This is a genomic window from Pannus brasiliensis CCIBt3594, assembly GCF_036688125.1.
Classification (GTDB): domain Bacteria; phylum Cyanobacteriota; class Cyanobacteriia; order Cyanobacteriales; family Microcystaceae; genus Pannus; species Pannus brasiliensis.
In genome coordinates this window covers 22,162-41,064 of sequence record NZ_JBAFSM010000033.1, presented here as the reverse complement: position 1 = coordinate 41,064, position 18,903 = coordinate 22,162, and the positions used below count along the sequence as shown (strand labels likewise).

General features: G+C 53.8%; 17 protein-coding genes. 9 read left to right on the top strand and 8 right to left on the bottom strand.

Annotated elements, in window-relative coordinates; all coding sequences use genetic code 11:
• Positions 1-34 precede the first annotated feature (34 nt).
• The gene (locus tag V0288_RS16280; protein ID WP_332866192.1) at positions 35-979 is read left to right on the top strand and encodes an SGNH/GDSL hydrolase family protein; all 945 of its coding nucleotides are present in this window, start codon (positions 35-37) and stop codon (positions 977-979) included.
• Positions 980-1,103: 124 nt separating this feature from the next.
• Here V0288_RS16280 and thrS read toward each other — a convergent pair whose 3' ends face one another.
• The 5 genes from thrS to V0288_RS16255 all read right to left on the bottom strand — a co-directional run bounded on the left by thrS (position 1,104) and on the right by V0288_RS16255 (position 6,097).
• Positions 1,104-2,903: a threonine--tRNA ligase gene (gene thrS, locus V0288_RS16275; RefSeq protein WP_332866191.1), complete on the bottom strand. Its 1,800-nt coding sequence runs from the start codon at positions 2,901-2,903 to the stop codon at positions 1,104-1,106.
• A gap of 112 nt (positions 2,904-3,015) precedes the next feature.
• Positions 3,016-3,786 (bottom strand): FkbM family methyltransferase, encoded by a 771-nt coding sequence (locus tag V0288_RS16270; RefSeq protein WP_332866190.1) that lies wholly within the window; start codon positions 3,784-3,786, stop codon positions 3,016-3,018.
• Between the two features lie 174 nt (positions 3,787-3,960).
• Positions 3,961-4,836 (bottom strand): phycobilisome linker polypeptide, encoded by an 876-nt coding sequence (locus V0288_RS16265; RefSeq protein ID WP_332866189.1) that lies wholly within the window; start codon positions 4,834-4,836, stop codon positions 3,961-3,963.
• 176 nt (positions 4,837-5,012) lie between these two features.
• Positions 5,013-5,501, bottom strand: a complete 489-nt coding sequence (gene cpcA, locus V0288_RS16260; RefSeq protein ID WP_332866188.1) for a phycocyanin subunit alpha — start codon at positions 5,499-5,501, stop codon at positions 5,013-5,015.
• 77 nt (positions 5,502-5,578) lie between these two features.
• A complete protein-coding gene (locus V0288_RS16255; protein WP_332866187.1) occupies positions 5,579-6,097 on the bottom strand; it encodes a phycocyanin subunit beta in 519 nt (172 codons plus the stop codon).
• 553 nt (positions 6,098-6,650) lie between these two features.
• Between V0288_RS16255 and mtnA the strand changes: the two genes are divergently transcribed.
• On the top strand, positions 6,651-7,718 hold the full coding sequence (mtnA, locus tag V0288_RS16250; protein WP_332866186.1) for an S-methyl-5-thioribose-1-phosphate isomerase: 1,068 nt from the start codon (positions 6,651-6,653) through the stop codon (positions 7,716-7,718).
• A 186-nt stretch (positions 7,719-7,904) separates the two neighbouring features.
• Here mtnA and corA read toward each other — a convergent pair whose 3' ends face one another.
• On the bottom strand, positions 7,905-9,059 hold the full coding sequence (gene corA, locus V0288_RS16245; protein WP_332866185.1) for a magnesium/cobalt transporter CorA: 1,155 nt from the start codon (positions 9,057-9,059) through the stop codon (positions 7,905-7,907).
• Between the two features lie 414 nt (positions 9,060-9,473).
• On the opposite strand from corA, the gene ctpC reads away from it, so the two are divergent.
• Positions 9,474-10,763, top strand: coding sequence for a carboxyl-terminal processing protease CtpC (gene ctpC / locus V0288_RS16240; protein WP_332866184.1), 1,290 nt, complete (start codon positions 9,474-9,476; stop codon positions 10,761-10,763).
• Here ctpC and V0288_RS16235 read toward each other — a convergent pair.
• A complete protein-coding gene (locus V0288_RS16235) occupies positions 10,756-10,935 on the bottom strand; it encodes a hypothetical protein (RefSeq protein WP_332866183.1) in 180 nt (59 codons plus the stop codon). The two genes, ctpC and V0288_RS16235, sit on opposite strands and share 8 nt — an antisense overlap.
• A 159-nt stretch (positions 10,936-11,094) precedes the next feature.
• On the opposite strand from V0288_RS16235, the gene V0288_RS16230 reads away from it, so the two are divergent.
• The 6 genes from V0288_RS16230 (at position 11,095) to V0288_RS16205 (ending at position 18,106) form a co-directional block, all read left to right on the top strand.
• Positions 11,095-11,478 carry a hypothetical protein gene (locus tag V0288_RS16230; protein ID WP_332866182.1) on the top strand — a complete coding sequence of 128 codons (384 nt, stop codon included), beginning with the start codon at positions 11,095-11,097 and terminating at the stop codon, positions 11,476-11,478.
• A 194-nt stretch (positions 11,479-11,672) separates the two neighbouring features.
• Positions 11,673-12,746 carry a magnesium chelatase ATPase subunit I gene (gene bchI / locus V0288_RS16225; protein WP_332866181.1) on the top strand — a complete coding sequence of 358 codons (1,074 nt, stop codon included), beginning with the start codon at positions 11,673-11,675 and terminating at the stop codon, positions 12,744-12,746.
• Between the two features lie 188 nt (positions 12,747-12,934).
• Positions 12,935-13,717 carry an ABC transporter ATP-binding protein gene (locus tag V0288_RS16220; RefSeq protein ID WP_332866180.1) on the top strand — a complete coding sequence of 261 codons (783 nt, stop codon included), beginning with the start codon at positions 12,935-12,937 and terminating at the stop codon, positions 13,715-13,717.
• Between the two features lie 36 nt (positions 13,718-13,753).
• Positions 13,754-15,076 (top strand): MlaD family protein, encoded by a 1,323-nt coding sequence (locus V0288_RS16215; RefSeq protein ID WP_332866179.1) that lies wholly within the window; start codon positions 13,754-13,756, stop codon positions 15,074-15,076.
• 169 nt (positions 15,077-15,245) lie between these two features.
• Entirely contained in the window at positions 15,246-16,346 is a 1,101-nt protein-coding gene (gene wecB, locus V0288_RS16210) for a non-hydrolyzing UDP-N-acetylglucosamine 2-epimerase (protein WP_332866178.1), read from the top strand.
• A 56-nt stretch (positions 16,347-16,402) separates the two neighbouring features.
• The gene (locus tag V0288_RS16205; protein ID WP_332866177.1) at positions 16,403-18,106 is read left to right on the top strand and encodes an asparagine synthetase B family protein; all 1,704 of its coding nucleotides are present in this window, start codon (positions 16,403-16,405) and stop codon (positions 18,104-18,106) included.
• 3 nt (positions 18,107-18,109) lie between these two features.
• Here V0288_RS16205 and V0288_RS16200 read toward each other — a convergent pair whose 3' ends face one another.
• Positions 18,110-18,799: a toprim domain-containing protein gene (locus V0288_RS16200; RefSeq protein ID WP_332866176.1), complete on the bottom strand. Its 690-nt coding sequence runs from the start codon at positions 18,797-18,799 to the stop codon at positions 18,110-18,112.
• Positions 18,800-18,903 lie beyond the last annotated feature (104 nt).

The following is an 18,903-nucleotide window of genomic DNA, read 5'->3' as shown; positions in this document are numbered from 1 at the left end:
CTTAGATCATAAAGTAAAGAAGAATCGCTCATCCGTGTTATTAGAAATCGGTATCGTTCGACTCTCCGCGATCATTCTAGGGGTCATCCTGGTCGCGATCGCGATCCTTGAGGCTATCTTAAGATTCGCTTTCGGGTTGGGAAATCCCCTGCTCTATCAAACCGATGCCGAAATCGGTTATCTACTCGCGCCGAACCAGAAAACGCGACGATCGGGGAATTATATCGAGATCAATCAATATTCCATGCGGAGCGCGCCGATCGCCGCCATTCCTCCCGCGAACACGACGAGAATCTTACTTCTGGGGGATTCGATCGCTAACGGTGCTTGGTGGACGGATCAATCGCGAACGATTTCCGCGCTCGTCGGCGAGGGACTGTCCCGATCGATTTCCCCCCCGGTAGAAGTTCTCAACGCTTCGGCGAATTCCTGGGGGCCGCGGAATCAGTTAGCCTATTTAGAGCGTTTCGGGACGTTCGGAGCGCGAGTTCTCGTTCTTTTGATGAATACCGACGATCTGTTCGCAACCGCGCCGAGTTCCGCGGTCGTCGGACGGGATATCAATTACCCGGATCGATCGCCGGGATTCGCCATAATCGAACTGTACGATAAATATTTCAAGCGTTATCCTCCCGTACCCAAGGTAAAAGAGGAAGGCGATCGACTGGCGATCAATTTAGCGGCTGTAGAGAAAATACAGGCGATCGCGCGGGAAAATCAAGCGACTTTCATTCTCGCCATCACTCCCCTGATCCGGGAATCCCGAAAAGAGGGCAAGGACTACGAAATAAAAGCGAGGCGGAAACTAGCCGAGTTCGCGCGGGATCGATCGATTCCCTACGTCGATTTCTTGCCCGTTTTTCAAGGCGTTACGCCCCCCGATTCCCTCTACCGGGACAATATTCACCTAAGTCCCGCCGGAAACGCCCTGGTGAGCCAAAAACTAGCCGACGTTGTGCGGGAGGTGTTGGAGAGGTGAGGGATTGTTTCGGGAAAAGGGGAAGGGGGAAAGGGGAAAGGGGAAAGGGAAAAGACCGCTTTTAATGCGTTCGTCTTTTCCCTTCGCTTCTTGGTGGGTTAGCGAAGCGTAACCCACCCTACTCTTAAAAATTACCGTGATTGTCGATCGCCGTTTTCAGTCTCTCGATCGATTCCTCGACAGATATCGAGCCTAGATCGCCGTTCGATCGGGTACGGACACTCAGGCTGTTAGTTTCCACCTCTTTCGCGCCGACAACCGCCATCACGGGGATTTTTTGGGTTTCGCCGTTGCGGATCATCTTGCCCAAACGTTCGCCACTGGTGTCGGTTTCCGCGCGGATGCCTAGCGATCGCATTTTCGCGGCGACTTGTTTAGCGTAATCGAGAAATTCGTCGCTAACGGGCAGTAAACGCACCTGTACGGGGGCTAACCACAGGGGGAAATCGCCCGCGTATTCCTCGATTAAAATCCCGATTAATCGTTCCAGCGAACCGAACGGCGCGCGGTGGATCATAACCGGACGTTTCCGAGTACCGTCCTCGGCCACGTACTCCAGTTCAAAGCGTTCCGGCAGGTTGTAATCGACCTGTACGGTTCCTAACTGCCATTCCCGTTCCAGCGCGTCGTGGAAGATAAAATCCAGTTTCGGCCCGTAGAACGCCGCTTCTCCGGGGGCTTCAAAGTAATCCATTCCCAGAGTCTGCACCGCGCGCCGGATCGCCGATTGCGCTTTCTCCCAGGCTTCATCGGAACCGATATACTTATCCGATTCGGGATCGCGGAAACTCAGCCGCGCTTTAAAGTTTTTCAACTGCAAACTCTTGAACACGGTGAGGATCAGATCTACCACGCTCAAGAATTCCGCGTCTAGCTGTTCCGGGGTGACGAACAGGTGAGAATCATCGACGGTAAAGCCACGAACGCGGGTTAAACCGCCTAATTCTCCCGATTGTTCGTAGCGGTACACCGTCCCGAATTCCGCGAGTCGCATCGGCAGTTCGCGGTAGGATCGCAGTTCGTTTTTATAAATCTGGATGTGGAAGGGGCAGTTCATCGGTTTAAGGACAAATCCCACCTCTTTAGTGGCGGATTCTTCGTCTTCCGCCATCAGGGGGAACATATCTTCCTTGTACTTCTGCCAGTGTCCGGAGATTTTAAAGAGATCTACCCGCGCGATGTGGGGGGTAACGACGGGGAGATAGCCGCGTTTGAGTTGTTCTTGTTTGAGAAAATCCTCTAAAAGCGATCGGATCAGGGTTCCCTTGGGAGTCCACAGGGGTAAACCCGGTCCCACGGGATCGGCGAAGATGAATAAACCGAGTTCCTTGCCCAATTTCCGATGATCGCGTTTGAGGGCTTCTTCCTTGCGGCGCTTGTGTTCCGCGAGTTGTTCGGGGGTTTCCCAGGCGGTGCCGTAGATGCGCTGTAGTTGGGCTTTGGTTTCATCGCCGCGCCAGTACGCGCCCGCGACGGTTTCCAGTTCGATCGCTTTCGGGTCGATATCGCCGGTATTCTCGACGTGGGGGCCCGCGCAGAGATCCCACCACGCCTCTCCGAGATGGTAGAGAGTGATCGGTTCTTGAATACTATCGAGAATTTCCAGTTTATAGGGTTCGTTAAGGGCTTGAATGCGGCGTTCCGCTTCCTCCCGGCTGATTTCCTCGCGAATAACGGGCAATTTCTTGTTGATGATCTTGATCATCTCTTTTTTGATGTCCTTGAGATCCTTTTCGGTGAAAGGTTCGGGAACATCGAAATCGTAGTAGAAGCCGGTTTCCGTCCACGGCCCGATCGTCACGCGCGCTTTGGGAAATAATTTCTGTACGGCCATCGCCATGACGTGCGAGGTGGTGTGGCGCAGGCGTTTGAGGGATTCTGACTCGCTGGTTTTCGGGAGTTTGATCGGGGCTTGATTGTCCATGTTTCTATACTATGCCGTCTCTCTACTATCTTACTGTCCGGGTGTCGGGTCTGTCTCGGCCGAACGCTAGAACACCCCGATCGATAAGAGAGACGACACGGCTCGATCGAGCTTAATAATAACGACTTTTCACCAACTTCGCGTTGACGAATAAAGCGTTGCAATAGATTAATCCCTCGTATTGATAGGGATGCCAATAGGATAAATCGTAGAGAGCGTAAAAACGAAATCCCCGACCGTATAAATGTTCGTGTAAAGCGGGAAAAGGCGTATGACGAGAATCGGAAGGACGAAAACCGACTTCCGCTAAAACCAGCGTGATTTTTCGGTTCTCTAAAAAATCGGACGCTCCTTTTAAGACCTCTAGCTCGTATCCTTCCGTATCTATTTTTAACAAATCGATCTCGTTAATATTATTTTCCTGACAAAAACCATCTAGGGTATCGATCTGAACGATCTCGGTTTTTGGAGAATTTTCGTCCGTCCCGATAGCTCTCCCTTCATTCAGCTTATCGGTTAAAGAATTCTGTTGGGAGTTCTCATTTAAAACGATTTCTTTTTTTTCGGGACTAGCACCGAGAGCGATGGGAAAACATTTTACTCGTTGATCGCGAGAGAATTTCGCCTCTAAAATAGAATAGGTTTCTCGAATCGGCTCGAAACAATAAATATCAGAGCGGGGAAATTTTTCCCGATAATAAGTGGCGGTTTGTCCGATATTAGCCCCCACGTCAAAAATAATTTTCGGTTGTTGTTTACCGCAAATTCTCTCTATGTCGGAGGCAACATCCCAACCGGCGGGAAAGAAATCGGGAGAAAATTTTTTATACGTGTCGAGTCCGAACTCGTGAACGAAATTTTTGAGTTTACTTTTAAGATTCATCGTTAGTGTGGAAAATGTATTACTTAAGATGGATGACCTATGCTGTTTGGCACTGACGATACCATAACATATTTACGATTGTCAAAATATCTGTCTAGGTAGGAAAGAAGAAAAGCGATACACGAAAAATCCCCCCGAAGCGAATCGGGGGGAGAGAATTAATCTACCGTCGGATTAGAGACTGGCGGGGGTGATGCTGGCCACCTTGCCACCGAGACGGTAAACCTGTTCTAAAGTGTTATTTAACTGCTCGAAAGGCACGATCACCGCTTTGTTACTGCGGCGAACGCTGGGATAACCGGGCTTGCTGATCGCGGTGATTTCCACGCGGTAGAGTTTGCCCACGTCACCGTAAGCCACGTTACCCCCTAACGCTTTCGTCGGGGTGTTGCCAGCTTTCGAGGGACGGTACGCCCAGCCGCTACTGCCACCGGAGGGGCCGACAATCGGGGAAGCACCGTTTTGAGCCAATTCCGAGGCTAAACGGGAGGCTTTCCCGGCGATCTGCGAGCGATCGCTGTTGGCGTACCCGCGATAGAGTTGGAACATCCGGGTGAAACCGGTCGTCTGTTGGCCGGCCTGGTAAACGAAACTACGGTAGTAGGGGACGATATTCTCGCCGAAGTTTTCCAGGTATTCGGGAGAGTCGATGTAAGAATCGATATCGGCTTCAAAACCTTCGTTCTCGTACAGGTCGAGGTGGAAGATCACTTCCGACTCGTTGTAGGGAGCGCGGCCTAAAAGGTGTTTATAATTGAGTTCGATCACGCGGGTTTGGAAGTTGCCGTAGAAGAATTTCTTCTTGTACAGTTCCGATTTGGCGATCGCGCGCACGAAGTCCCGAACGGTGATCGAACCGTTGATTAACAGGGACTCCACGCTTTTGAGGCGTTCCGATTCCAGAACGTAATCGTTGCCCAATACCTGACGGTAAGCCGCCCGGATCACGCCGAGAGCGTCCTCGCGCGACCAATCGGGACGCAGTTCGACGGGAGCGGAATCGCTATACGCGGTCGTCCCCAAACGGGACGCGGAAGTAGTAATTGCCACTTGAGTTCTCCTAAAAAAAGTAACGGTTTTCGAGATCGAACCCGACTCGCTCGCGGGCGAGAAGTCCGAAACCAAAAATTTCCGGTGAATATAACGAGGTCTGGAAGAACAGATGATTGCTAACCCGTTTGCTAACAACCTCCTGCCTTTCCAGACCAGTAGTTTTTCGTATCGGACTAGCTCAGAGCGTTGATCGCGTAGTCGATGTAGGAGTTGGCTTCAAGGGCGGAGTCGCCGGTGAGGCCGTGGTTGGCTTTGATGTATTTGAGGGCTTCGACGTACCAGCTGGGGGACAGGTCGAAGGTGCGGTTGATTTCGTCGAGACCGGCGATGAGGTACTCATCCATCGGACCCGTGCCACCGGCGACCAAGCAGTAGGTCACCATGCGGAGGTAGTAGCCGATGTCACGAACGCATTTGTCTTTACCGCGTTGGTCGGCCGCGAAGTTGTTCCCCTGCATTTGGGTGGTGTAGGGGTACTTGTTGTAAACGGCTTGAGCGGCACCCTGGGTCAGTTGGGAAGCTTTTTCGGTTAACGCTTTCGCGGCGGCGAGGCTGGCGGAAGCGAGACGGTAGCGACCGAAAGCGGCTTGCATTTCGGCGTTGCTGAGGAAACGTCCTTGAGAATCAGCGGTAGCTACAGCTTCGGTAAGGGGGGTTTTCATAGTTTGGTATCTCCCAATAATCTTGCAATAAATTTCCTACGGTTTAGATCGTTCACCGGATTTACGGTGAAAAAGAACTAGGCTACAGCGGCGGCGGCGCGATCGAAGTAGCTGGAGATTTCCGAAACGAGCGCGGAGCAGTCGCCAGGGGTGATGCCGTTGCGATCGTTGACGATACCGATAGCGGCATCTTTCATTTTGGCGACGCCGGCGGCCACGGAAGCTCCGGGAACTCCGAGAGCGACATAGGTTTCGCGAAGACCGTTGAGGCAACGATCGTCGAGAACACTGCCGTCACCCGTGAAGGTAGCGTAGGTCACGTAGCGCAAGATGATTTCCATGTCGCGCAAGCAAGCGGCCATACGACGGTTGGTGTACGCGTTTCCACCGGGAGCGATTAGTTGGGGCTGTTCGGCGAACAGACCGCGAGCGGCGTTAGCGACGATGGTGGAAGCGTTTCCGGTGATCCGGTTTACCGCGTCCATACGTTTGTTGCTGTCGCTAACCATCGCGCTCAGAGCGTCGAGTTGAGAAGAGCTTAAGTATTCGCCACGAGCATCAGCTTGGGATACCACCCGGGTGAATGCGTCAAACATTGTGACAATCTCCTAAATTTACTTGGATGAGCTTGCAATTTTAAGGTTTTTCCCGCTTGGGGATTTCACGGATCGCGCTTGAGCGGGGCGATCGAGTGAAGGTTTCGATCTATTTCCAGAATCCTGAAAAAAATTCAGGGTTCTCTCATAAATCGCGCTTCGGGGGTTAAACGAGTATCCAGCCTTACTTTCGTCTGTTCTCTTGACCCCTCAAAATAAATTTATACACTGCTGTCGAGATTTTGTTTGTTACATATTGTTAAGGGGATCGCCGCCCTTTTGTAACGATCGCGTAACGTCGCCGATCGGCGGACGGATAGCGATCCCCGCCGGGTGCCGGAATCCTCTCGTGGTCTGGAAGGCAGATACCGCAAGCGTTTAAGGGGATAAGGGGATCGATCGGCGGAAACTTTAGCTTTTCTTAATATTCTCGTTTTCCCGCCCCGTTCCCGCCCGTGAAGTTTTGTAAATCCCGGTATAGTGGAAGGGCTGGAGAGCGTTTTCGCGGCGCGTTCCGGTCGATTTTTTTTCGCGCGACTAAGTATTTTTCCCTATGACCGTTTCCCCGAGCGTTTCTATCAACAACCCCATCTATCCGATCCGCTGGCAAGAAGACAGAGTGTATCTCATCGATCAGACCCGCTTACCGATCGAGCGCGCGGAGGTGGAGATCCGAACGAGCGAGGAGATGGCCCGGGCGATCGAGACGATGATCGTGCGGGGCGCGCCGGCGATCGGGGTTTCCGCCGCTTACGGTATGGTTTTGGGGGCCGGAGAGATTCCCGCCGGTACTTTAGAAGAATTCCGCTCGAAATTGAAAACCGTGGCCGATCGATTACGGCGAACCCGACCGACGGCGGTGAATCTCTTCTGGGCGATCGATCGAATGCTGGAAACGGCCGATCGAACGACGGGGGACGCGGACGACATCCGGCGCGCCCTATGGGAAACCGCGCTACAGATTCAAGAGGACGATGTACGAACCTGTAAGGCGATCGGCGAACACGGATTGGCGGTACTGCCGGAAACCCCCGAAAAACTGCGGATTCTCACCCACTGCAACACCGGCGCGCTGGCGACCGCGGGATACGGGACGGCCCTGGGCGTGATCCGATCGGCCTGGAGCGCGAATCGACTGCTGAAAGTTTACGCCGACGAAACCCGTCCCCGTCTCCAGGGATCGAAGTTAACCGCGTGGGAGTGCGTGCAGGACGGGATCCCCGTCACCCTGCTCACCGATAGTATGGCCGCCCACTGTATGAAACAGAAGATGATCGACGCGGTGATCGTCGGGGCCGATCGGATCGCCGCCAACGGGGACACCGCCAATAAAATCGGCACGTACTCGCTCGCGGTGGTTAGTAAAGCCCATAACGTACCCTTTTACGTGGCCGCGCCGCTTTCTACCGTCGATTTTTCCCTAGCCGACGGCTCGGGAATCCCGATCGAGGAACGGAACCCCTCGGAAGTCTATCAGGTTGGATCGACGCGGATCTGCCCGGAAGGAGTGGATTTTTACAATCCCGCTTTCGATGTCACCCCCGCGGAACTGATCGCCGCCATTATCACCGAGAGGGGAGCGGTCAAACCGGGGGACTTGAAATCGTTAGGAAGTTCGTAAGATTAGCGTTCGGCTATCCGCGCGGCTACTAGCCGACCCCGTTCTGTAGGGAGCGGGAATGAAGCGATCGAGCTTTAATTTCGGCGAGAATCGTCAGTTATCTGGGGTTTCGGGGCAAAATTTTCCGATATCTTGAATTCTCCTTTCTCCTCCTGACTCCTGACTCCTGTCCCGACGCGGGCGAACTCACTCGTTTTTCAGTTTAATCGGGTAAATCGGTTTAAACCAACCCTTGCGCCAGAAATAGAAGATCAACCCTCCCGCGATAGCCAGCATGATCAGCCAGACAATAAAATAACTCCATTTTCCTTTTAATTCGGGCATATACTGGAAGTTCATCCCGTAAACGCCCACGATAAAGGTTAGGGGTATAAAAATCGTCGAGATCACCGTGAGAAACTTCATGATCTCGTTTAATTTATTGCCCATCGTGGACATATAAACGTCCATTAAACTGGTGGCGAGTTCTCGATAGGCCTCGATAATTTCGAGGATCTGGATAACGTGGTCGTAGGAATCGCGAAAATAAATCTGTACGTCGTTACTAATGATGCCGTGATGGTCGCGCATGAGGAGATTTAACACGTTGCGTAGCGGCCAGATCAAGCGGCGGAGGGCGAGTAATTCCCGACGGATATCGTAGATCTCCTCCATCGTGTGGCGATCGGGATCGGTAATAATCGAATCTTCCAGCGCCTCGATGCGATCCTCGTAATGTTCGACCACCGGAAAATAACCGTCGATAATCGAGTCTAACAGTAAATAGGTTAGATAGTCCGCTCCCGATTGGCGAACCCGTCCCTGGGAAGTGCGAATCCGGTCGCGGACTATCTCGAAACAGTCCTGTAATTCTTCCTGTTGGAACGTTAATAGATAGCGTTTTCCCAGCACGAAACTAACCTGTTCGGTATCGAATCCCGGTTCGTCTTCCTTGAGCCGTACCATGTGAGCGATCATCAACAACTGATTGTTGTAATCCTCCAGTTTCGGGCGCTGGGGAACGTTGACCACATCTTCTAGTAATAGGGGATGGAGGTTAAAAATCTCGCCGACCTGCTTTAAAACCGTCTCGCTTCCGAGACCCTGGATATCCATCCAGGAGACGGTATTCGTCCCGATATAGGGAGCGCAAGCGTTGGGAGTGATATCGACTTTCCGAATCGCGTGATTTTCATCGTAATCGATCAGAACGATGCGCGAGGGCTTCGCGTCGGGTTCGATAATTAACGTGCCCGGTTCACTTCCCGGAGCGTCGTAGAAGTAATCGAAATAATCCTCTTCCTCATCTCCCTCGGTATCCGGACGGGCATTTAAAAAGATATCTGGCCGTAATTGAGTCATGATTCGAGTTTTTCCTATAGTTCAAAGCATTCTTAAAAAGAGCGTGGGGTAGTCGAAACTCGAACGAAAGCGATCGACAAGGATCGACACGCGGGTCGGGGAAAGAGAAAGCGATCGAGGGGGAGAGCGCGCTTCACCCATCCGGGGGTAGATAGACAGCGCCTTCCCTAGTATATTAAACCGTCAGCCTTTCCTCTCGATCGCTCGGGCGATCCGGTTCGGCGAGTCGGCGGGAGCCTTCGCGGATATTTTCGTCGAGCTAGAGAAGATCGATGTTATAACTGTAGTAATCTAACTCCGAACCCTTGTCGCTCTGACTTGAAAACGCCCGCTCGTTTCCTTCCAGCTATCCGACGGTCGGCCACGGGAAATTTCCGGCGCGGGGGCGACACCTCATCTACACGATAATCGCTTATGGTCATTAGTAAACGCGGGCTTGTTCTAGGTGCTACAGCAGTCGTTCTCTCTACCGTAGCCGTCACGGGAGCCGGATCCTATCTCTCTCGAAGTCAGGCTTTTTTCCAGGAAAGCCCCAAGGAGATCGTGGACGAGGTTTGGCAGATCATCAATCGTAGTTATCTGGACGGAACCTTCAATCAATCCGACTGGAAAGCCGTCCGCTCCCAATACTTGAATCGCACCTACACCAACAAGGAAGAAGCGTACAAGGCGATCCGCGAGATGCTGAAGACGCTGAACGATCCCTACACCCGTTTCATGGACCCGAAAGAATTCGCGAATATGCAGATCGATACGTCAGGAGAACTGACGGGGGTGGGTATTCAGTTAACGAAGGACGAAAAAACGAAAAAATTAGTCGTGGTCTCGCCGATCGAGGATACCCCGGCCTTTAAAGCGGGCGTTCTCTCGAAAGACACGATTATTTCCATCGATGGGAAATCGACCGAGGGAATGGAATTAGAGGACGCGGTCAACCTGATCCGCGGCAAGGCGGGAACCTCCGTGAAGATCACGATTCTCCGGGGAACCGAGAAGAAAGAATTCAACCTCACCCGCGCGAAAATCGAGATCCACCCGGTTCGCGCCCGCGTGGAAACGACTCCTATCGGCAAGGTCGGCTATATCCGCCTCAATCAGTTCAGCGCCCAGGCCGGCACGGAAATGGGTCAGGCGATCCGGGAACAGGAGGCGGAAGGGGTGAAGGGATACATTCTCGACCTGCGCTCTAACCCCGGCGGTTTACTGTACTCCAGTATCGAGATCGCCCGGATGTGGATTCCCGACGGGCTGATCGTCTCCACGGTCGATCGCAAGGGAGTGACCGAACGACAGCGGGCGAACAATAGCGCCCTGACGAATAAACCATTGGTCGTACTGGTCGATGGCGGTTCGGCGAGCGCCAGCGAGATCCTTTCCGGCGCGTTGCAGGATCACCGTCGGGCCACGTTGGTGGGAACGAAGACCTTCGGGAAAGGGTTGGTGCAATCGGTGCGCGGTCTGGGAGACGGTTCGGGGTTAGCGGTGACGATCGCTAAATATCTCACCCCGAACGGACGGGACATCAATCACGACGGTATCCATCCCGACGTGGAATACCAACTCACCGACGAGGCGCGCAAGAGTCTCCAACAGGAACGCGATCGGGTGGGAACTCTCGACGACCCGCAGTTCAAAAAAGGTTTCGAGATCCTGGAAAAAGAGATAGCGGAGGGCAAAAAACCGGCCACGAGCGCCGCTAAGTAATCGGTCGGCATTTGCCCGATCGGATCAGGCCGATCCGACGGGCGATCGCCTCCTCCCGCGACGGGTACGGCCCCCAGGATTCCCCCGAACTCGGGGTTTCCTCCAGGGAAACGATCGAACAGGTTCCCGAATCTTCCTTGACAATATACCAGTTTCGTGTATCGTTTTCCATCGCACGAATCCTTTCCGTCGGTCCTCTTCAATTTTAGGAAGGTTATCCGTCGATCGAACGGGTAAACCCCTTCCGGCGGTCGAATATTCCGAACGATTTTCTAGAAACCCGCGATAATTATTCCCGATTTTCCGATCGATCTATCCCCCCCGTTGCCCGATGACCGATCCCCAGTTCTCGCGACAGGTACAACGTCTCCATCGACTGACGGTTTACGGTCGGTGGATTTTCGTGGCGGTCTGCTGGGCGGTGATCGCGCCGTTGAGTCTGTTGGTCTACCGGGACGATATCGAGCTATTACGACAATATTTTACCTGGACGGCGCTACGGTACGCGTTAGCCTATCATTTCCACGCCTCGCTCGCTCTCGCGTTCTGTATCGGGATCACGGGAGCGGTATTAGTCTGGCAGAGTCGCAATATTCTCCGGGGACTGCCGGAGCGGGAGAAACAACGGTTAGAAAAAAAGGTGCGGGAAATCCAAACCGCCGGCCCGCGACATCCCCTGTGGCGTTGGGTGATGGGAAAGGAACGGAAGGCTTGAGGCGGAAGGGGATTCGGTATCGACAATTTTAACAAGAGAGTTTTTCGATCGCCTCCCGAGGGACTACCGGCCGTCGGGGGCTGATGGCGAAAAGGCTTTACAATAGGAAAGCTGAAGATCTAGCCGTTTTTTCCGATTGGCGATCCCGACTAGAAATTATTTTTTCATTTTCAATTTTACTGTTGATTTGACCTATGACCGTGACTTTACAGGCTCCCCCGAAAACGCGCCGTGTCGTCTTCCCCTTCACCGCTATCGTCGGTCAGGATGAAATGAAATTAGCCCTCATGCTCAACGTGATCGATCCCAAGATCGGCGGGGTGATGATCATGGGCGATCGGGGGACGGGAAAATCGACCACGATCCGAGCCTTAGCCGATCTTTTGCCGGAAATCGAGGTGGTAGCGAACGATCCCTTTAATTCCGACCCGAACGATCCCGATCTGATGAGCGATCAGGTTCGGCAACAGGTAGAAGAACAGATCCCCCTATCGATCGTCTTGAAAAAAGTCACGATGGTCGATCTACCCCTGGGAGCCACCGAGGATCGCGTTTGCGGCACGATCGATATCGAGAAAGCCCTTTCCGAAGGGGTGAAAGCGTTCGAGCCAGGATTATTGGCGAAAGCGAACCGGGGCATCCTCTACGTCGATGAGGTGAATCTTCTCGACGATCACCTCGTGGATGTTCTGCTCGATTCGGCCGCGAGCGGTTGGAACACGGTGGAACGGGAGGGGATCTCGATCCGTCACCCGGCGCGATTCGTTCTGGTCGGTTCGGGCAACCCGGAAGAGGGAGAATTACGCCCGCAACTGCTCGATCGCTTCGGGATGCACGCGGAGATCCACACGGTGAAAGAACCGCCTCTACGGGTCAAAATCGTGGAACAGAGAGCCGATTTCGATGCCGATCCGATCGGTTTTCTCGATAAGTACCAACTCGAACAGGAAGAGTTACAGCGAAAACTGGTAGACGCTCGGGAACTACTCCCCTCGGTGGAACTCGATTACGATTTCCGGGTGAAAATCTCGGAGGTTTGTTCGGAGTTGGACGTGGACGGACTGCGGGGGGATATCGTTACCAACCGGGCCGCGAAAGCGCTGGCCGCGTTGGAAGGACGGACGAGCGTGACGGTGGACGATATCCGTCGGGTGATCGTGATGTGTCTGCGTCACCGTCTGCGGAAAGATCCGTTAGAGTCGATCGATTCCGGTTATAAGGTGATGAAAGCTTTCAATCGCGTGTTCGGACTGGAGGAAAATTCGTAACGAGAGCGGAACCTCTCGAATCTTTTAGCCCTCTCTATCGCGGAGAGGGTTATTTTTCGGGATCGCCCTCGACCCGATCGGAACGCGATTAGAATGAAATTTACAGTGTCGGTCATGGCGACCGGACGCGGTTCGATTTTCTGAAAATTAGATTTACTCCTGAATTCTGACTCCTGACTCCCGCCGTCATGCCGGAACCGTTAATCGAACTCAAGGGTGTATCGAAGAAATTCGGGGATAACGTGATTCTCGACAATCTCGATCTGACCATTTATAAAGGCGAGGCGCTGGTGATCATCGGGCCCTCGGGGACGGGAAAATCGACGGTTTTGCGGGCGATCGCCGGGTTAACGCCGATCGATGACGGGGAGATCTACGTCAAAGGACAACCCCGACGGGGATTACTGGAGGACGGGGGCGATTCGATGCGTACCGCGCTCGTTTTCCAACAAACCGCCCTGTTCGACTCGCTCACCGTGGAACAAAACGTCGGTTTTTACCTCTACGAACATACCAAGTTACCGAGGGCGAGAATTCGGGAATTAGTCGAGGAAAGTCTGGAAATGGTCGGGTTACAGGGCATTAGCGATCGCTATCCCGCGGAACTGTCCGGGGGAATGCGAAAACGGGTCGCGTTCGCCAGGGCGATCGTCACCAATCCCGAGAATCCCGACGATAACCCCGAATTACTGCTCTATGACGAACCGACGGCGGGATTAGACCCGATCGCCTCCACGATCGTCGAGGATCTGGTGCGAACCCTCCACGATCGATCGAACAGCGCGGGAAGTTACGTGATGGTCTCCCACCAACAGAGTACGATCCGTCGGACGGCCGATCGGGTGGTGTTTCTCTACCGGGGGAAAGTGCAGTGGGAGGGAACCGTCGAGGAGATCGATCGAACCGATAACCCGATGATCCGACAATTTTTCACCGCCAGTACCGAGGGTCCGATTCAAACGATCGTTTGAGTTAAGCTAAAAACTGATAAAAGTCAGAGGAGAGTGATGCAGAGTTCGCGGGCGCTGAGGGAAGGGAGATTAGGTCTATTCGCCCTGTTGGGATTGCTGGTTTTCGGCGCGCTCACTATCTGGTTGAGAGGGGGGGGACTCGGTCAGAGAAGTTACCGGTTAACGATCGAGTTTCCCGACGTGGAAGGCTTACAGGTAGGCGCGGCCGTTCGTTTCCGGGGGGTGAGAGTCGGCCGGATTCTCGGTTTCGTGCCGGGAAGCAATCAGGTGGAGGTGATCGCGGAAATTTCCCCCGCGGATCTACTCATTCCGAGGGATGTCAGAATCGAGACCAATCGTTCCGGCTTAATCGGCGAGGCCGCTATCGATATCACCCCGTTACGCGAGCTCCCCGCGAGCGCGAAAAACCTCGATCCTCTGGCTCCCGACTGCGATAAACAGGTCATTCTCTGTAATAACGCCCGTCTTCCGGGGAGACCGGGAGTAGAGTTAATCACCAGTTTTAACCGTTTCGTGGAAACCTATACGGCGCCGGAACTCGTGGGCAATCTCAACGAGGCGACGAAAAATACCTCGCTCGCGGCCAAACGTATCGCCCGTTTATCCGACGATACCGCGGTAACGATCCGCAACGCCCAGAGAGAACTGTCGCGATTATCGCTAGAATTGGCGAACACGAGTCGATCGGTGGCCGGTACCGCGAATAACACCTCGCGACTGGTGACGAATTTAGATAGCACGGTACGGGAAAATCGCGCTCAGATTTCCCGTACTCTGGATAATTCCTCGCGTTTGGTCGAGAATTTGAACACTTTACTCACCGAAAACCGCGGCCAGATTTCTAATACGCTCGCGAATATCGATCGAACCGGACAGGGATTAACCGCGCTGGCCAATAATCTCAATCGCGCCACCGTTACCTTAAACACTAGCCTGGAAGCGATCGACACGCGAGAGGTGATGCGGAATATCGAGACGGTATTAACCAACGCGGTCACGACTTCCGAGAATCTACGAGAGGCGACCCGAACCCTCAGCGATCCCGCCACGATCGTCACCCTGCAAAAAACGCTAGAATCGGCGCGCGTGACCTTTGAAAACACCCAAAAAATCACCTCGGACGTGGATGAGTTGATCGGCGACCCGAAATTCCGCGACAATTTACGGCGTTTGGTTAACGGGTTGGGGGCGCTAGTTTCCTCCGGCGAACAGTTGGAGAATCATCTCCGGATCGCGCGGGGTCTCGATTCGGTAACGCGGGAACTCGCGAGTCATCGGGTTATCCAGGTCTCTCCCCCTCTCGAACCGAGTCAGATGCGACTGTCTCCCACCGAGATCGTCCGGAAACCGGAGGAGTAGGGAGTGGAGAGATGGGGAGGTGAGGGAGATGGGGGAGTTTTTAGGGAAAGGGGGAAAGGGGGAAAGGCTACTTTGAAGCCATTTACCTCGGAGACGGAACCTTGAACCTATTCTCCTGACTCCTGACTTCTGGCTCCTGACTCCTAAAAAAACACTTACAAGAGGTTGAATGAACTCGATCTGTATCACATTGGGAACGCGACCGGAGGCGATTAAACTGGCGCCGGTGATTCGGGCTTTTCGGGAAGCGGGGGATTTTACCACGCGGGTGATTCTCACGGGACAGCATCGGGAGATGGTCGAGCAGGTGATGAACTTGTTCGATCTGCAAGCCGATGAGGATCTGGAAATCATGCAACCGCGTCAATCGCTGACGGATATCACCTGTCGCAGTTTACGCGGTCTAGAGACGGTTTTCGGGCGAATCCAGCCCCGATTGGTCATCGTGCAGGGTGATACGACCACGGCGTTCGCGGCGGCTCTAGCGGCCTTTTACCAGCAGATCCCGATCGCCCACGTCGAGGCGGGATTACGCACCGATAATATCTACAATCCCTATCCGGAAGAGGCGAACCGACGATTGATCTCGCAGTTAACGCGGCTCCATTTCGCCCCGACGACGTTGGCGGTGGAAAATCTGGAAAGATCGGGCGTTACGGGGGAAATCTTCCACACGGGAAACACGGTGATCGACGCGCTGTTAACGGTGGCCCGATCGAAACCGGATTGCGACATCGAGGGACTGGATTGGAACCGTTACCGGGTGATCCTCGCGACCGTACACCGTCGGGAGAACTGGGGCGAACCTTTACAGGATATTATCCGGGGTTTTTCCCTAGTTCTGGAAAAATATCCCGATACGGCTCTATTATTGCCCCTGCATCGCAATCCGACGGTACGGGAACCGATTCAGGCCGCGCTCGGCGATCACCCGCGGGTGTTTTTAACCGAACCGCTCGATTACACGAGGTTGGTGGGGGCGATCGATCGCTGTTACCTCCTATTAACCGATTCCGGGGGATTGCAGGAGGAAGCGCCGAGTCTGGGGAAACCGGTGTTAGTTTTGCGGGAAACGACGGAACGACCGGAAGCGGTCTCCGCGGGAACGGCGAAGTTAATCGGCACCGATCCGGGCAATATTCTGGCGAACGCGGGGGAATTGTTGAGCGATCGAACCGCTTACGAGACGATGGCTAACGCGATCAACCCTTTCGGGGACGGCAAGGCATCGGAGAGGATCGTCTCGATCGTCCGGGATTTTCTCCGGTAAAGTTCGATCGGGGGGGGCGATCGCCTGCCGACAGTTTCCACCCGTCTGGAATATCGATGAAATATCCGTTTCGAGAAAAAATCCCGCGAAGATGGTGTCTGGCTTTCGGAAAAGTCGATTCGATCGAGAAACCGATCTGGCAGGACGATCGATTGGCGATTGTCGGCCTTGATTCCTCGGTTCCGTGGGTGTTGAGTCCTTCCGGTCGTTTTGTCATCGTCGGGGACGTTTGGATAAGCGATCGCCAACTCCGCGAACGTTTTCCGGACGGGAATCCCGCGTTACCGTTTCGCGATCTGCGGTTGGTCGCGTCCGCTTGGGAACGGTGGGGCGAGGAGACGTTTCGCGAACTGGTGGGAATTTTCGGATTCGCGGTTTGGGATCGGGAACGACAGATTTTACAGGCTGGACGCGACCGCGTGGGGGGACGTACCCTGTATTACACGATCGACGGAACCACCCGATGGATCGCGCCGGATTCTCGATCGCTTCTCCCGCATCACTCTAGGGACATAGATCCGATCGCCCTCCGGGATTATCTTTGTTGCGCGTTCGTCCCCGGAAAACGGACGTTATGGCGGCAAATTCGGGAGGTGGAACCCGGAACGGCGCTCTCTCTGCCCGAGGAACGCGTTCGCGCTTACTGGGAACTTCCTGTAACCGATTCCCTCGAAGAAGAGTCGAAAAAGTCCCTGGAATGGCACGGGCAAAATTTGCGATCGCTGTTGGATCGGGTGGTGATCGATTGTCTCCCCGCGGGGGAACCGGTGGGGGTGTTTCTCTCCGGGGGACTGGATTCTAGCGCGGTGACGGCGATCGCCCGTAAATTTCACGACGCGCCGGTTCACACCTATTCGATTCATTTCGGCAAGGATCGGCCGAACGAGTTGGAATTCTCGGGGTTAGTCGCCCAACACTGCGGGACGGAACACCATATTCTCGAAATCACCTTCCGCCAGATGTGGCAGAGATTGCCGGAAACGATGGCGCGGTTGGACGATCCGATCGGCGATCCGTTAACCGTACCCAACTTACTCCTGGGAAATCTGGCGAGAGAAGCCGTCGGGGTTATCCTGAACGGGGAAGGGGGCGATCCCTGTTTCGGAGGGCCGAAAAATCAACCGATGTTGCTCGATCGACTCTACGGGGACGTTACCGGACAAGATCCCGTGTATTCCTACCTTCTCTCCTTTCAAAAATGCGCCTCCGATCTTCCCCGCTTGCTGAAACCGGAGATATGGGAAACGGTGCGGGGGGAAACTTCCGTTTTCGCCGAATATTTACACGCGAACGCCGGTTATCTGAACCGATTGATGGCGTTGAATATTAAATTCAAAGGCGCGGATCATATTTTGACCAAGGTGAATAATCTGACGGGCGCGGTGGGATTGGAAGGGCGATCGCCTTTATTCGACCCGAGGATTGTCGAACTCAGCAATCGAATTCCGCCAGAGTACAAACTTTCGGGGGTGCGGGAGAAAGCGGTATTGAAAGAGGCGATCGCCGATCTCCTGCCGGAACGGATCGTCGAACGCCCGAAAAGTGGCATGATGGTTCCGGTACAACGGGGATTTAAGGAATACTGGCAGAGGGAGGCGAGATCGCTTTTATTGAACCGGAAAGCAAAGATCGCGCCCTATTTGGAGCGATCGATCGTCCGGGATTGGTTACGCTACGAGGGCGATACCTGGCAACGCTACGGCGTGAAATTATGGTTACTGGTAAGTCTGGAAATCTGGTTACAGGTAAATAGTAAATGAGCGTTAGCCGAAACTATCGATCGAGTACATCGAACCGGAATCGCCGAGGAGAATCAGGTTATTTTCCTCGATCGATTCTAAAGCCCGACTGTTGGCGATACTCCGCTGGAGGACTCGAATTAACGTCCGCGGGGTGAAAGATTCTAACTCGACGAAATTGCCCGCGCCTAGCCATTCCAATTCTTCTTTCGATAAATTCTGCCGTACTCTCGGATTTAAAGCTAGGGAAGCCTCGATCGAAGCTTTAGAAGCCCGCATAAATACATCTCGTTTCGAGGCGAGAATCTGACGGATGGATAGGCCGACATCGATAATGGGAATACTTTCGTCGGGAAACCATCGGGGATCGGAACGCAATCGAGAAGCTAATTCTATTCCCTCCGGACTGCAATCGTGGAAGGCGAAAACGCGTAATTCCGGGTTCCGTCGGAGCATCTGCATTGTCGTGTCGAAAATCCGTTGCGGGTAGCCAGAAATCGACAGGATCGCGCAGTTATTTTCAAAGTGAAAGTTGTTAGCGATCAACATCTGGGCGACTTCGTCAGTCTGGCACACGACGAGTCGATCGAAACTGTACGCGGTGATCGATCGATCGGGCATCTCCTCCGTCGCGGGGGGTAATTCCGAGAGCGGGGGGAGGAGGTGCGACGGGGAACCGTTGATCGCGCTCCAGCGATCGAGCCAACCCCGCATTTGTGAGGCTTCGATCGATAAATTTTCGGGGATTCGAGAACTTCGTAGCTCTTGAAAAATTTTCCACCAAGCGGCCGCCAAGCCGATTGAAATTAACCAACTTA

What these genes read in the sequence shown, in the direction of transcription:
- V0288_RS16215 (WP_332866179.1), top strand. Translation starts at nt 13,754, where the DNA reads ATGCAGAGTTCGCGGGCGCTGAGGGAAGGGAGATTAGGTCTATTCGCC.
- mtnA (WP_332866186.1), top strand. Translation starts at nt 6,651, where the DNA reads ATGACCGTTTCCCCGAGCGTTTCTATCAACAACCCCATCTATCCGATC.
- V0288_RS16255 (WP_332866187.1), bottom strand. Translation starts at nt 6,097, where the DNA reads ATGTTTGACGCATTCACCCGGGTGGTATCCCAAGCTGATGCTCGTGGC.
- thrS (WP_332866191.1), bottom strand. Translation starts at nt 2,903, where the DNA reads ATGGACAATCAAGCCCCGATCAAACTCCCGAAAACCAGCGAGTCAGAA.
- V0288_RS16235 (WP_332866183.1), bottom strand. Translation starts at nt 10,935, where the DNA reads ATGGAAAACGATACACGAAACTGGTATATTGTCAAGGAAGATTCGGGA.
- V0288_RS16205 (WP_332866177.1), top strand. Translation starts at nt 16,403, where the DNA reads ATGAAATATCCGTTTCGAGAAAAAATCCCGCGAAGATGGTGTCTGGCT.
- bchI (WP_332866181.1), top strand. Translation starts at nt 11,673, where the DNA reads ATGACCGTGACTTTACAGGCTCCCCCGAAAACGCGCCGTGTCGTCTTC.
- corA (WP_332866185.1), bottom strand. Translation starts at nt 9,059, where the DNA reads ATGACTCAATTACGGCCAGATATCTTTTTAAATGCCCGTCCGGATACC.
- wecB (WP_332866178.1), top strand. Translation starts at nt 15,246, where the DNA reads ATGAACTCGATCTGTATCACATTGGGAACGCGACCGGAGGCGATTAAA.
- V0288_RS16230 (WP_332866182.1), top strand. Translation starts at nt 11,095, where the DNA reads ATGACCGATCCCCAGTTCTCGCGACAGGTACAACGTCTCCATCGACTG.
- ctpC (WP_332866184.1), top strand. Translation starts at nt 9,474, where the DNA reads ATGGTCATTAGTAAACGCGGGCTTGTTCTAGGTGCTACAGCAGTCGTT.
- V0288_RS16200 (WP_332866176.1), bottom strand. Translation starts at nt 18,799, where the DNA reads ATGCGGGGTTGGCTCGATCGCTGGAGCGCGATCAACGGTTCCCCGTCG.
- V0288_RS16220 (WP_332866180.1), top strand. Translation starts at nt 12,935, where the DNA reads ATGCCGGAACCGTTAATCGAACTCAAGGGTGTATCGAAGAAATTCGGG.
- V0288_RS16270 (WP_332866190.1), bottom strand. Translation starts at nt 3,786, where the DNA reads ATGAATCTTAAAAGTAAACTCAAAAATTTCGTTCACGAGTTCGGACTC.
- cpcA (WP_332866188.1), bottom strand. Translation starts at nt 5,501, where the DNA reads ATGAAAACCCCCCTTACCGAAGCTGTAGCTACCGCTGATTCTCAAGGA.